13 protein-coding genes and 1 tRNA gene are annotated in these 12,971 nt (G+C 62.5%); 6 read left to right on the top strand and 8 right to left on the bottom strand.

Annotated elements, in window-relative coordinates; translation table 11 throughout:
• Positions 1-39 precede the first annotated feature (39 nt).
• The 8 genes from ABFY71_RS02705 to ABFY71_RS02670 form a co-directional block, all read right to left on the bottom strand.
• Positions 40-1,320, bottom strand: a complete 1,281-nt coding sequence (locus ABFY71_RS02705) for a glutamate-5-semialdehyde dehydrogenase (RefSeq protein WP_347944564.1) — start codon at positions 1,318-1,320, stop codon at positions 40-42.
• Positions 1,307-2,455 (bottom strand): glutamate 5-kinase, encoded by a 1,149-nt coding sequence (proB, locus tag ABFY71_RS02700; RefSeq protein ID WP_431021498.1) that lies wholly within the window; start codon positions 2,453-2,455, stop codon positions 1,307-1,309. The genes ABFY71_RS02705 and proB overlap by 14 nt, the downstream gene beginning before the upstream one ends.
• Positions 2,452-3,495, bottom strand: a complete 1,044-nt coding sequence (gene obgE, locus ABFY71_RS02695; RefSeq protein ID WP_347944562.1) for a GTPase ObgE — start codon at positions 3,493-3,495, stop codon at positions 2,452-2,454. Before obgE ends, proB begins: the two co-directional genes overlap by 4 nt.
• A complete protein-coding gene (locus ABFY71_RS02690) occupies positions 3,492-4,028 on the bottom strand; it encodes a GNAT family N-acetyltransferase (protein ID WP_305578479.1) in 537 nt (178 codons plus the stop codon). Before ABFY71_RS02690 ends, obgE begins: the two co-directional genes overlap by 4 nt.
• On the bottom strand, positions 4,025-5,071 hold the full coding sequence (locus ABFY71_RS02685) for a GNAT family N-acetyltransferase (RefSeq protein ID WP_347944561.1): 1,047 nt from the start codon (positions 5,069-5,071) through the stop codon (positions 4,025-4,027). Before ABFY71_RS02685 ends, ABFY71_RS02690 begins: the two co-directional genes overlap by 4 nt.
• Before the next feature lie 125 nt (positions 5,072-5,196).
• Positions 5,197-5,463 (bottom strand): 50S ribosomal protein L27, encoded by a 267-nt coding sequence (gene rpmA, locus ABFY71_RS02680; protein WP_305578483.1) that lies wholly within the window; start codon positions 5,461-5,463, stop codon positions 5,197-5,199.
• 14 nt (positions 5,464-5,477) lie between these two features.
• Complete coding sequence (locus tag ABFY71_RS02675) at positions 5,478-6,203, bottom strand: 50S ribosomal protein L21 (RefSeq protein ID WP_431021497.1); 726 nt, start codon at positions 6,201-6,203, stop codon at positions 5,478-5,480.
• Between the two features lie 222 nt (positions 6,204-6,425).
• Positions 6,426-7,199, bottom strand: coding sequence for an MBL fold metallo-hydrolase (locus ABFY71_RS02670; RefSeq protein WP_347944559.1), 774 nt, complete (start codon positions 7,197-7,199; stop codon positions 6,426-6,428).
• A gap of 221 nt (positions 7,200-7,420) precedes the next feature.
• Here ABFY71_RS02670 and ABFY71_RS02665 point away from each other — a divergent pair.
• The 6 genes from ABFY71_RS02665 (at position 7,421) to ABFY71_RS02640 (ending at position 12,970) form a co-directional block, all read left to right on the top strand.
• A tRNA-Ser gene (locus tag ABFY71_RS02665) sits at positions 7,421-7,510 on the top strand.
• A gap of 189 nt (positions 7,511-7,699) precedes the next feature.
• Positions 7,700-8,713: a LacI family DNA-binding transcriptional regulator gene (locus ABFY71_RS02660; RefSeq protein ID WP_305578493.1), complete on the top strand. Its 1,014-nt coding sequence runs from the start codon at positions 7,700-7,702 to the stop codon at positions 8,711-8,713.
• A gap of 348 nt (positions 8,714-9,061) precedes the next feature.
• Complete coding sequence (locus tag ABFY71_RS02655; protein ID WP_347944557.1) at positions 9,062-10,213, top strand: extracellular solute-binding protein; 1,152 nt, start codon at positions 9,062-9,064, stop codon at positions 10,211-10,213.
• A 98-nt stretch (positions 10,214-10,311) separates the two neighbouring features.
• Entirely contained in the window at positions 10,312-11,097 is a 786-nt protein-coding gene (locus ABFY71_RS02650; RefSeq protein WP_347944949.1) for an ABC transporter permease, read from the top strand.
• Between the two features lie 2 nt (positions 11,098-11,099).
• A complete protein-coding gene (locus ABFY71_RS02645; RefSeq protein ID WP_305578497.1) occupies positions 11,100-11,924 on the top strand; it encodes an ABC transporter permease in 825 nt (274 codons plus the stop codon).
• A gap of 11 nt (positions 11,925-11,935) precedes the next feature.
• Positions 11,936-12,970: an ABC transporter ATP-binding protein gene (locus ABFY71_RS02640; RefSeq protein WP_347944556.1), complete on the top strand. Its 1,035-nt coding sequence runs from the start codon at positions 11,936-11,938 to the stop codon at positions 12,968-12,970.
• Position 12,971 lies beyond the last annotated feature (1 nt).

The following is a 12,971-nucleotide window of genomic DNA, read 5'->3' as shown; positions in this document are numbered from 1 at the left end:
GCGGGAGAAGGTGCCCTGGATCAGTTTCTGCCAGGATCATCACGGTCTCGTCTGACCGGTACCGCGGACGCGGTATTTGAAGCTGGTGAGTTGCTCGACGCCGACCGGGCCGCGGGCATGCATCTTGCCGGTGGCAATGCCGATCTCGCCGCCAAAGCCGAACTCACCACCATCGGCGAACTGGGTCGAGGCATTGTGCAGCAGGATGGCGCTATCGATCTGGTTGAAGAATTTTTCGACAGCCGCCGTATCCTCGGCAATGATCGCCTCGGTGTGGTGGCTGGAGTATTTTTCAATATGGGCGATGGCCTCGTCCAGGCTGTCGACGACTTTGACCGCGATGATGGCGGCTTCGTATTCGGTGCGCCAGTCTGCCTCGGTTGCGGGACTGGCGGATGGAATGGCCGCCATGACGGTGGCGTCGCCGCGGATTTCGCAGCCCTTGGCGATCAGCGCGTCGATGATCGGCTTGAGGTGGCTGCCCACGACATCCTTGTGCACGAGCAGGGTTTCGGCGGCCCCGCAAATACCAGTGCGGCGCATCTTGGCGTTCAGCGTGATGGCGACGGCCTTGTCCAGGTCGGCCGAGGCGTCGACATAGACATGCACCAGCCCTTCGAGATGGGCAAAGACTGGTACGCGCGCCTCATCCTGCACGCGGGCGACCAGGGTCTTGCCGCCGCGCGGCACGATGACGTCGATATTGCCATCCAGCCCCTTGAGCATCTCGCCAACGGCGGCGCGGTCGGTGCTGGGCACCAGCTGCAGGCATTCCTGTGGCAGTCCTGCGGCATGCAGGCCATCGAGCAGGCAGTCGGCAAGCGCCTGGCTGGAGTAAAAACTGTCGCTGCCGCCGCGCAAAATCACCGCATTGCCCGATTTGATGCACAGCGCTCCAGCGTCAGCGGTCACATTGGGGCGCGATTCAAAGATCACGCCGATCACCCCCAGCGGGGTACGGACGCGCTCGATATGCAGCCCGTTGGGGCGGTCCCATTCGGCAATGATGGTGCCGACGGGGTCGGGCAGCTCGGCAATGGTGGTGACGGCGTCGATGATGCCGTCAATGCGCGCATCGGTCAGCTCCAGCCGGTCGAGAAAAGCGGCGGAAATGCCCTTGGCCTGGGCGGTGGCCATGTCCTTTGCATTGGCGGCGAGGATTTTCTTGCGGTGCGCATTGATGGCGCCGGCGGCCGTCAGCAGGGCGGTGCGCTTCTGCTCGGGACTGGCGATGGCCAGCGCCCTGGCGCCGATGCGGGCATTGCGGCCGATCTCGGCCATGATGGCGGTCAGCTCGGTCGTGCTGTCAGCTTGGCTCATGGCTATCCTCCTGGGTGCCTACCAGCACCAGATTGTCACGATGGATCAAGGCGGCGCGATTGCCGGTGCCCAGCAATTCAAGCACGGTATCGCTGTGCTTGCCCATCACCAGCCGGGCCTCTTCGCTATCCAGCGAGGCAAGGCCACGGGCGATTTCGATGCCATCGGGATTGTTGACGCCGATGGCGTCGCCCCGACCGAATTCGCCGCTCACCTTGGTGACGCCCACCGGCAGCAGCGATTTGCCGGTCTGCAGCGCGCGGGCGGCGCCAGCATCAACCTGCACCGTGCCGGCCACCGCCAGCGTACCCATGATCCAGCGCTTGCGCGCCTGCGCCCGGCTATGGGCGGGGTGGAACAGGGTATGGCGACCGCCCTCGGCCAGGGCCCGCAACGGGTGGCTGTCGGTGCCCTTGGCAATGATCATGGCGGTGCCGGCCTGGGTGGCGATCTTGCCGGCTTCGACCTTGGTGGTCATGCCGCCGCGCGACAGATGGCTGGCGGCGCCACCGGCCATGGCTTCAATGGCCGGGGTGATGGCGTGGATTTCGGGCAGATGTCTGGCATCGGAATTGGTGGCGGGTGGCGCGGTATAGAGACCATCAATATCGGAGAGCAGCACCAGGCAATCGGCCTCGATCATGGTGGCGACGCGGGCCGAGAGGCGGTCATTGTCGCCATAGCGGATCTCGGCGGTGGCGACGCTGTCATTCTCGTTGATGATGGGGATCGCGCCCAGGCCCAGCAGGGTGGCAATGGTGGTGCGGGCATTGAGATAATAGCGGCGTTCTTCGGTGATATTGGGGGTAATCAGGATCTGACCGGTGACAATGCCATGATTGCCCAGCGCCTCGGCCCAGGCCTGGCTCAGCGCGATCTGGCCAACGCTGGCGGCCGCCTGGCTCTGCTCCAGGGTCAGGGCAACAGCGGAAAGGTCCAGCAGCCCCCGGCCAAGGGCGATGGCACCCGAGGACACGATCACCACTTCGCAGCCCGCGCGCTTGAGCGCGGTGATATCGGCTGCTAGCTCGCCCAGCCATTGCTTGCGCAACTGGCCCTGCTTGTCGACAAGCAGGGCCGAGCCGATCTTGATGGTCAGGCGCTTATAGGGCGCAAGGGCATTGGCGCGCATCAAGGGGCCCAGTTCGGCTCGATCTTGCGCCGCGCTGCTTCAAGCCTGGCGGCCTTTTCGGCATCAAGGATGTCGATGACGCCATAGAGCACCATTTCGGTGCCCTTGCCGGTGACGGCCGAAACCTGCAGCACGTCCTGCTTGCTCAGCTTTTTGAGAATCTTGACCTTCTCCTTGAGCTCGTCGGGCGGAATGGAATCGATCTTGTTGAGCACCACGATCTCGGGCTTTTCGGCTAGCCTCGGATCATAAGCGGCCAGCTCATAGCGGATCGATTGATAGGCCCGTTTGACGTCATCCTGGGTGCCATCGATCAGATGAATCAGCACGCCGCAGCGCTCGATATGGCCAAGGAAACGATCGCCAATGCCGACCCCTTCGCTGGCGCCTTCGATCAGCCCGGGAATGTCGGCCAAAACGAAATCGCGCTCGCCGATCGACACCACGCCCAGATTGGGGTGCAGGGTGGTGAAAGGATAGGCCGCAATCTTGGGCTTGGCCGCTGACACTGCCGCCAGGAAGGTCGACTTGCCGGCATTGGGCTCGCCGACCAAGCCGGCATCGGCGATCAGCTTGAGGCGCAGCCAGACCCATTTTTCGACGCCCAGCTGACCCGGATTGGCGTGGCGGGGGGCCTGATTGGCGCTGGTCTTGAAATGGGCATTGCCGAAGCCGCCATTGCCGCCGGAGAGCAGCACGACGCGTTGACCCACTTCGGTCATGTCGGCGATCAGGGTTTCGTTATCGTCTTCAAACACCTGGGTGCCGACAGGCACGCGCAGCACCGAGTCGGTGCCATCGGCGCCGGTGCGGTTCTTGCCCATGCCATGGGTGCCGGTACTGGCCTTGAAGTGCTGTTGGTAGCGATAGTCGATCAGGGTATTGAGCCCGTCGACGCATTCGATCACGACGTCACCGCCGCGGCCGCCATTGCCACCATTGGGCCCGCCGAACTCGACGAATTTTTCGCGGAGGAACGACACAGCGCCGCCCCCGCCATCGCCGGATCGGACAAACACTTTGGCTTGATCGAGAAATTTCATGTCGGTCTGGCCTTCCAGACGCTACGCGTCAGTTGGGTGTCGATATGCTCCACCTCGGCGTCACGCGCAAGGCAGAGCAGGGTGGAGCGTCCGGTTTGGGTAAACCCGAGCTTGGTTTGGATGGCCAGGGAGGCCGAATTGAAGACAAAGACACCCGACAGCACGGTCTCATGGCTGGTGGCGGCGAAAAACCAGTCGAGGCTGGCCACCACCGCTTCGCTCATGATGCCGCGGTTCCAGAAGGGCCGCCCCAGCCAATAGCCCAGAATGGGCCCCTTGGGTCCGGCATGAAAGCCGATATGACCGATAAAGCCATGATCGGGCAGTTCGATCGAGAACGTGGTTTCCTGCGCTGGCAGCCCGGCGCGCCGTGTGCGCAGCCATGCTCTGGCATCGGAGATATGGTAAGGAAAAGGCACGCGTGCAAGGTTGCCGGCAACCTCAAAGTCATTGAGGTAACGCGCAATGGCTTCAGCATCGCCCAATTGAGGCTGGCGCAGCAACAGGCGTGGCGTGTGCAGGGTGACATTCATGGCGCGGTCCACTGCATGGCGAGCAGCGGCTTGCCGCGATGGCGGTCGACCACGCTGGTGGTGTGCTCGATGACGATGAAGCCAGCCTTCTCCAGCACGCGGATCGAAGCGGGGTTGCTCTGCAATACGCGGGCATTGATGGTGGCGAAGCCGGGCAGGGTGCACACTGCGTCGAGCAGTCCGCTGAGGGCTTCGGCGGCATAGCCCTTGCCCCAATGCGGTTCGCCCAGCCAATAGCCGATCTCGGGATGTTTGCCGTCCACCAGCTTGAACAGCATGGTGCCCAGGAAGGCGTCATCGGCATCGGCAATTGCCCAGGCACGCTGTCCCGGGCCGCCGGCCTGGGCAATGACATCGCGACCGTCGCTGTCGGCGAAGGGAAAGGGCAGCGTGGCAGTGGTCTCGACCATTTTGGGGTTATTGGCCAGGCGCACAATATCGTCCAGGTCGCGCAGGGTTGGCGCGCGCAGCGTCAGGCGGGCGGTCCGGACAGCGACCGGGAGGGTGTCCGCGACCCCGGATATCAGTTGCAGCTGCATAAAGGTGGTGGGTTTGCCCGCATTGGTGCCGTGCTGTGCAGGGCCTTCATGGGTCTCGATGAATCCGGCCTTGGCCAGGACCTTGCGCGATCCGGCATTGCTGGTCAGTGCCGAGGCGCGAAGGGCGGCAAAGCCGGCCACCCGGGCCGCCGCGACGACCGCCTTGGCGGCCTCCGTGCCAAAGCCCAGACCCCAAGAAGACTCTCCCAGCCAATAGCCGAGCTCGGGGGCCTGGTTGGGCAGCAGGTGCAGGCCGATGACGCCGATGAAATGGCCCTCGTGCAGGATCGACCAGGCAAATTCACTGTCGCCGCGGGCAATGGTCTCGACAAAGAAGCGTCCGTCGCTCTCGGCATAGGGATGGGGCAGGCGCGCCAGCACTTCGTGAATGGCGCGGCTATTGGCCAGCACGGCCATTTCGGGGACATGGTCCAACACCGGCGTGGTCAGCACCAGACGCTCCGTCGCAATCGAGGCGGGCAGGTGTTGTTTGATGCTGTCCATTGTCGTGCTCAAATTCTGCAATGCAAAAAGGGGAACCGGCGAACCGGCTCCCCTTGTCAATTTCGCTTGGTCGCGAACACGAGCCGGGGAACGGGTCACCGGCTGGGTTCGAGAGACCGGCCGGGTTATTCGGCGGCCAGTGCCGGGTCGACAGAAACAAACACCTTCGAGTTCGCGCGGGTGCGGAACGACACATTGCCGTCGACCAGGGCGTAGATGGTGTGGTCCTTGCCCAGACCAACGCCGGTGCCGGGGTGCCACTTGGTGCCGCGCTGACGGATGATGATGTTGCCGGCAACGACAACTTCGCCACCGAACTTCTTGACGCCGAGACGACGGCCAGCCGTATCACGACCGTTGCGGGATGAACCGCCTGCTTTTTTGTGTGCCATGGTGCTCTAGCTCCTTACTTCGTCTTGTCTTCGGCTGCCGCGTCCTGGTCAACCTTGGCGCGCGGCGGCTTGCCAGCGACCAGATCCTTGGCCTGGGCAACCCATTCGTCACGCTCGGCACGGCCACGCAGGTCAAGCTCTTCGTCGAACTTGGCAATGTCGGCCTTCTTCCAGGCAGCGATCTGGACGAGGCTGGTGACGCCGGCGGCGTGCAGCTTCTTTTCCAGCGCCGGACCCACGCCACCGATGAGCTTGATGTCGTCGGTGAAGTCGGCGGCTGGCTTGGCGGCGGCCTTCTTGGCGGCCGGTGCCTTGGTTTCGGTTGCGGCTTCAGCCTTGTCCGCCTTGGGCGCTGCGGCCTTCTTGGCAGGCTTGGCTTCCGTCACCGATTCAGTCTTGGCCACGACGCCAACAGCCTTGATGGTCGGCTTGGCGCCGCCGGTCAGGATTTCGGTGATGCGCACGGTCGACAGCAACTGGCGGTGGCCATTGCGACGACGATAATTGTGGCGACGGTTCTTCTTGAAGATGATGACCGTCTTCTGCTTGCGGGTTTCAAGCAGCTCGGCAGCGACGAGCGCGCCTTCGATCAGCGGGGCGCCGACTTCGCCATCAACCATCAGCACCTGGTCGAAGGTGACGATGGTGCCGGCTTCGGCATCGAGCTTTTCAATCTTGAGAACGTCGTTGGCGGCAACCTTATACTGCTTGCCACCGGTTTTGATCACGGCAAAAGTCATAGTTTAACCGGGAGCGTCAAACGCCCGGTCCCATTGTGTCGCGTCCTGTGGCGCCGCAGGGCAAGCCCTGATCCTGCGGTCTTCGTGAATGCGTGCCGGCGATCAAACCAGCGGGCAACCTCGAACAGCGTTTTCAAACAAAGGCAGCGCGCAAGACCAGCCTGCACGCAATTCCGAGGCGCTTATCAGGGCAAATGCCCCAAGAGTCAAGCGTGGCGCGGCCTAGCCGGCCGCAGAATACCAGTTGCGCAGGCGCAGTTCGGTATCGGGTCCGATGCCGGTTTCCAGTACGCCCAGATCACTTTCGCCATAGTGGTAGGGATAGACGATGGCGGGCTTGAAGCTGTTGATCGCCTCAAGCGCCTGTTCGGGCGTCATGGTATAGGGCAGGTTCATCGGCAGGAAGGCCACGGCAATGCCGCTCAGCGCCAGCATTTCGGGGGTCGGTTCGGTGTCGCCGGCTACATAGACCACCTTGTCGCCCAGGGTCAGCAGATAGCCATTGCCAACGCCCACCGGATGGTAGTTCATGCGGTCGGCAGTGATATTGTGGGCCGGGATGGCGCTGACGGCGATGCCGTTGACCGTGCCATCCTCGCCATTGGCCATGGCAGTTGCCTGGGCCTTGAGCGGCTCGGGCAGTTTGTCGAACACCTCGGCATTGGTGATGATCGGCGCAGCCCCGGCAATGGCTTGCAGGGTCGGCACGTCGAAATGGTCGCCATGGCCGTGGGTGATCAGGATGGCGGTGGGGGCGGGCAGACCGGCATAGCGCGCGGCGCCGCCGACGGGATCGACATAGATCACCTGATCGCCAAAGCCGAGCAGCAGGCTGGCATGGTCGACAGGGTGCACGATGATGTCGCCTTGCGCGGTGGCGATGGCATCGCCATCAAGGGCTGCCTCCTGCGCGGCGGCGCTGGTCAGGGCTGCGCCACTCAGCGACAGCAGTGATAGCGTCGCCATGCCGGCGACCAGTTCACGGCGTCTAACCATTGGTGTTCTCCCATATTCGGCAAAAGTCTGCGCTCCCTGGAACGCTAGCGGGGGCGGCAGGGTTCGTCACCGCACGAAAACGTGACGGCGGGCCGAATGCTCCTCACATTGGCGCGTTCGGGCCATGAAACCGCACAGAAACTATTGCGGCGTGCCTGCTGCTATGCCATAAGCCCGCCCGTGTTGACTGCACGCGCCCCTCGGGGTTGCATCGATCTTGCGGAGAGATGGCAGAGTGGTCGAATGCACCGCACTCGAAATGCGGCATGGGGGTGACTCCATCGGGGGTTCAAATCCCTCTCTCTCCGCCATCGATCCCTTTGCAACAAGTTGATTTTTGAAGCGCTGGTTTGATCGGCCTGGCGGTCGTGTGGCTGAAATTGCCACGGGCTGGTCAATCCGTTTACAAGGTCAGTCTGGCGCATGATGCTGTTGCAGGTGACGGCTTGGTTTGCGCCCCATCTTGCGCGTACGGTGCAGTAAAAGTTCGGACCGGCACAATGAGCGATTTGAGGCCCCGCAGTTTCGTCAGTGCCCAGATGGTGGCCGAAAAGGCCGGTGTGTCGCGCTCGGCTGTGTCACGCACCTTTACTGATGGCGCCAGCGTCTCCGAGCCAACCCGCCGCAAGGTACTCGCGGCTGCCAGTGCGCTGGGCTATCACGTCAATCATCTGGCCCGGGTCTTGCGCGAACGCAGCAGCATTGTCTGCCTGGTCGTTGCCGACATGACGACGCCCATTCGCGCCACCATGGTCGATGTGCTGACGCGCAAACTGCAGGCCGCCGGCAAGATAACCATGGTGATCAACACCGAAACCGACACCGAGAGTGTTTCCTCGGCGCTGCGCCAGACCCTGAATTATCGCGCCGATGCCACCGTGGTGCTGTCGGGAACGCCACCGGCCGCCCTGATTGAAACCTGCCTGGCCAATGGCCAGCGGGTCGTGCTGATCAACCGCGATGATCAACTGGTGGGGAGCCACAATCTGGGTGTGGACAACGCCATGGCCAGCGTCGAGGCGCTGTATCTGCTGCGCCGCGCCGGATGCCAGCGCCTTGGCGTCATTACCTCGACGGCGGGCACCGCCAGTCTGGTGCAGCGCGAACGGGCCTTTGTTGCAGCAGCCGAAGCGGCGGGTCTGCAGGTCACCGTTACCTCGACCGGGCCGACGAGCTACGCCTCGGGCTTTGAAAGCGCGCGCCGCGTCTTTGGTCGCTCGCAGGCACCTGACGGCGTGTTCTGCGTCACTGACCTGTTGGCGCTTGGCTTCATGGACGCCGCCCGTCACGAATTTGGTCGCCGCATCCCCGATGATCTCTGCATTATCGGCTTTGACGATATCGAACAGGCCAGCTGGGAATCCTACAAGCTGACCACCTTTGCCCAACCGCTGACGGCCATGGCGACCCATGTCGTCGACCTGCTGCTCGACCCCGATACTGCCGGGTCCGAGCGGCGGCTGTTCGAGCCGGTTCCGGTGTGGCGAAAATCGGTCAGGCCAAACGCTTCCTGACCGTCCCGCGTATTCTGCACTTTTGTGCAAAGGACTTGCACACGTGATCAGCCTGCTTGCGTCATCAAAATGTTATGCAGCATCGATAGACATCCCGACAGTCGGATTGAACATTGCACTTGTGTGCACTGGTTTTCAATGCTGTCATGGGGTGCGGTCAAGCGCCTGGCAACATCCGACACAAGATTGGGGTTGCCTTGCGCCGGTCGTTGTACCGGGGAGGAGCCCCATGAGGTGGGCGGATACATGCCGTTCTGAATTCGCCCTTCGGCCATAGGCCGATGTGCCACCTCCAGGATCGGTAACAGCGTAGAGGCTCGTCTTGAGTCATCTAGATGGGAGAGCAAGATGAAACGTCGTACTTTTATGATCTCGGCGGCAGGGACTGCCGCCGGCATGGCTCTGATGCCACGCCTGGCCTTCGCCGAAACCGGTCGGATTGACTGGTACACCAGCTCTGACACCAATATTCTCGACTTCTGGACCAATACGGTAGCGCCGGCCTTCGAGGCGGCCAATCCGGGCGTATCGATCAATCTGGTCGACGGGGGTGACAGCAGTGGCATCATCTCGATTGGCGAACGCGCCATGGCCGCCAAGCTGGCCAATGCGGATCCGCAGGCGGACTTCTTTGAATCGGCCAACGCACTGCTGCCATCGGGCGCCATTGATGCGGGCGTCTACACCAATATCAAGGAAGCGGGCCTGTCCAATTATTCCAAGGTCAATCCGCTGGCCATTGAGAGTGACTACAGCCTGCCCTATCGCGGCAGCCAGGTGCTGCTCGCCTATGACACGACAAAACTGGCGCCTGCCGATGCACCCAAATCGTGGGACGATCTGGTGAGCTGGATCAAAGCCAACCCGGGCCAGTTCGTCTACAATCGTCCCGACAAGGGCGGTTCGGGCGGCAACTTCGTTCGCCGTGCCATTCACCAGGCCAACGGGCTCGATCCATCGGCCTTCACCGTCGACAACTACACCGAAGAATTCGGCAATGACGCGCTGGGCAAAGCCTGGGCCTTGCTGCAGGACATCGCGCCCTCGCTCTATGATGGCGGCGCCTATTCGTCGGGCAATACCCAGTCGATCCAGCTATTGGCGCAGGGCGTGGTTACCATGACCCCGGTCTGGTCCGATCAGGTGCTGCAGGCTATCGATCAGGGCGTGCTGCCCGCTGATACGGGTCTGGTACAGTTGCAGGATCTGGCGCTGGCCGGCGGCTTCACGCGCAGCATCGTCATCGAGAACGGCACCAATCGCGATGCTGCGCTCAAGCTGGCCGATTTCATCCTGTCCGAAGAAATCCAGAGCGCCATCCTCACCGAACTGGGTGGCTTTCCGGGCGTTTCCTGGGAATATGTTTCGCCCGAGTTGCGCGAGCGCTTTGCCGACATCGTGCCGACATCCATTCCCACCTTCCCGAGTGGCGACTGGGAGCCCGCCATCAATGACGGCTGGTACCGCAATGTTGCACCCAATGTTGACCGCGCCTCGTGAGCCAGGCGACTGAAGCGGAGCATCGGCCGCTGATCGATGCCACTGGTGACAGCAGGAGGCCAACCGGCCTCCTGCTCGTCGGGATCCCCGTGCTGCTGATGGCCTGGCTGGTCGTCTGGCCCATTATCAATGCGATTGTCCGCACCATCTGGCGCCCCGATCAAACGGGCGACTATGGTCTGGACTTCTCGAGCTATGGTTTCTTTTTTTCCGACGGCTACAGCCTCGCCAATCTGAGCATCACGCTGTGGACCACCGGCGTGTGCGCCCTGTTCCTGCTGGTGATCTGCCTGCCGATTGCGCTCTATTTACGCTTTGCGCAGGGCCCTCTGCCGGGCTTTGTGCAGGCGCTGGCTATTTTTCCGATGTTCGTGCCATCGATCATTCTGGCCTATGCCTTTATTCGCGTGCTCGGCCCCAATGGCATGGTCGACATCATCCTCAATTCGGTCGGCCTGCCCAAGATCCGCACGCCCTATCTGACGCCCTGGGGCCCGGTCATCGGCCTCGTCTGGGACAATATCCCGCTCACCGTGCTGATTCTGCTTTCGGGGCTCGGTAGCGTTGCCAATCAGGCGATCGAGGCGGCCCGCGATGTTGGCGCCAACCGCCTGCAGGTGTTCTGGCACATCATCATGCCGCGCATTTCCAATTCCATTCTGGTGGCACTGTCCTTCTCCATCCTGGGTATTTTTTCGGCCTTCACCTTGCCCTATCTGCTGGGCCGCGCCGCGCCTGAGATGATGGGCCCGTTCATGCAGCGCACGTTCCGCGAGGTGAATGACCCGCTCAACGCCATGACGCAGGCTGTCATTACCTTCGGCTTCTGTATCGCCTTCGGGCTGTTTTATGTGCGCTCCGTCGCGCGCAATCAGAGGAAATAGCCATGGCAGTTACCATCACAGCGCGCCCGCGCATTGACGGGCTCGGCATCACCTTCACGCTGCTGTTGTCGCTCGCCATCATCTTCCCGCTGCTGGTTGTCGGCACCTGGGCCTTCACCGAAATCTGGCGTTATCCCAATGTGGTGCCGCAGCAGTTCGGCCTGCGTTTCTGGGAGCAGACGCTGACCCGTCCCGATGTTTGGGGGGCGCTGACGCTGAGCCTGCAGCTCTCTACCGTGGTCACCCTGCTGTCGGCGGCGATCTGCCTGCCGGCCGCCTATGCCTTTGCCCGCATGAGCTTCCCCGCCAGAACCGTGCTGTTCTTCTCGTTTCTGGCCGGGCATGCCTTTCCCAAATTCGGCCTGCTGATCGCCATTGCGGCGATTTTCCTGCAACTCAATCTGATCGGCACCTTCTGGGGTGTTGTCCTGATCCAGCTGGTGGGCACATTGCTGTTCATGATCTGGATTCCGGTGGCCGCCTTTCAGGCTGTCGACCGGCGCATGGAAGAAGCGGCCCGCGATGTCGGGGCCAGCCCTTTGCGGGTATTCTGGTCCATCACCTTGCCCCAGGCCGGCCCCACCATTGCCGCCGCCGTGCTGCTGACTTTCGTTGGCACTTTCTATGAAACCGAAGGGGCCTGGCTGATTGGGGCGCCCGCAATTCGCACCATGCCGGTGCTGATGATCAGTTTCATCAACAACCAGATGGTCATCCAGTACGGCGCCGTGCTGTCGGTCATGCTCTGGGTTCCCTCATTCGTCGCGCTGATGTTCGCGCGCCGCGTTATTGGCGGCGGTGCCTTTGCCCGCGGCTTTGGCGGCTAGGAAGAAAATAGATGTCCGTTCTCGCTATCTCTGATGTTTCCAAGGTTTTTGCGGGCGGCACTGTCGCCGTCGAACGCTTCTCGCTCAATGTGGCAGATGGGGAGCTTGTCTGCCTGCTCGGTCCCTCGGGCTCGGGCAAATCCACACTGCTGCGGATGGTGGGTGGCTTTGAACAGCCCTCGGCGGGCGTCATCACCATTGATGGTGACGACATCACCCGCCTGTCGCCCGACAAGCGCCCCACCGGCATGGTGTTCCAGAGCCACGCGCTGTGGACCCACATGAACGTCTTCAAGAACCTTGCTTTCGGCCTCAAGCTGCGCAAGCTGCCCACCGCCGAGATCCGCGAGAAGGTCGAGGCCGTGCTCGAACTGGTCGGCCTGGCCGGCTATGGCAACCGCCTGACGCACCAGCTCTCGGGCGGGCAGCAACAACGGGTTGCCCTCGCCCGTTCGCTGGTGCTGGAGCCCAAGATCCTGCTGCTCGACGAGCCGTTTGCCAGCCTCGACCAGCATCTGCGCGAACGCCTGCGTGAGGAAGTGCGCGACATTCAGCAGCGGCTCAAGATCACCACGCTGTTCGTCACCCACGGGCAGGATGAGGCGCTCTCCATGGCCGACCGGATCGTGGTCATGCGCGAGGGCCGCAGCGAGCAGGTGGATCGCCCCGATGTGGTCTATCGCAACCCGCAGACGCCGTTCGTGGCCGGTTTCATCGGTTCGATGAATCTGGTGGATGGTACGGTCAGCAATAGCCAGTTCAGCGGCGCGGGCCTGTCGGTGCCGCTGCCGGTCAGCGACGGGCCGGCGACGCTGGCCGTGCGTCCAGAGGCCCTTGAACTGGTTGTTGCCGATCACGGCGCGGCCAAGATCCATCGCATCACCGACTTTGGCAGCCACGGCCTGGTTGACCTTGATCTTGAGGACGGCACCCGCATCAAAGCCATGGTGGCCCATCCCGATCTGTTCAGCCAGGGCCAGAGCGTTGACGTAAAGCCGACTGCCATCGCGGCGTTTCGCGACAACGCCCAGATCTATCGGGGATGAC

Source organism: Devosia alba, from assembly GCF_039938915.1.
Taxonomy (GTDB): Bacteria; Pseudomonadota; Alphaproteobacteria; order Rhizobiales; family Devosiaceae; genus Devosia; species Devosia alba.
The sequence above is the reverse complement of the archived record's forward strand: the minus strand, read 5'-3'. Positions and strand labels throughout refer to the sequence as shown.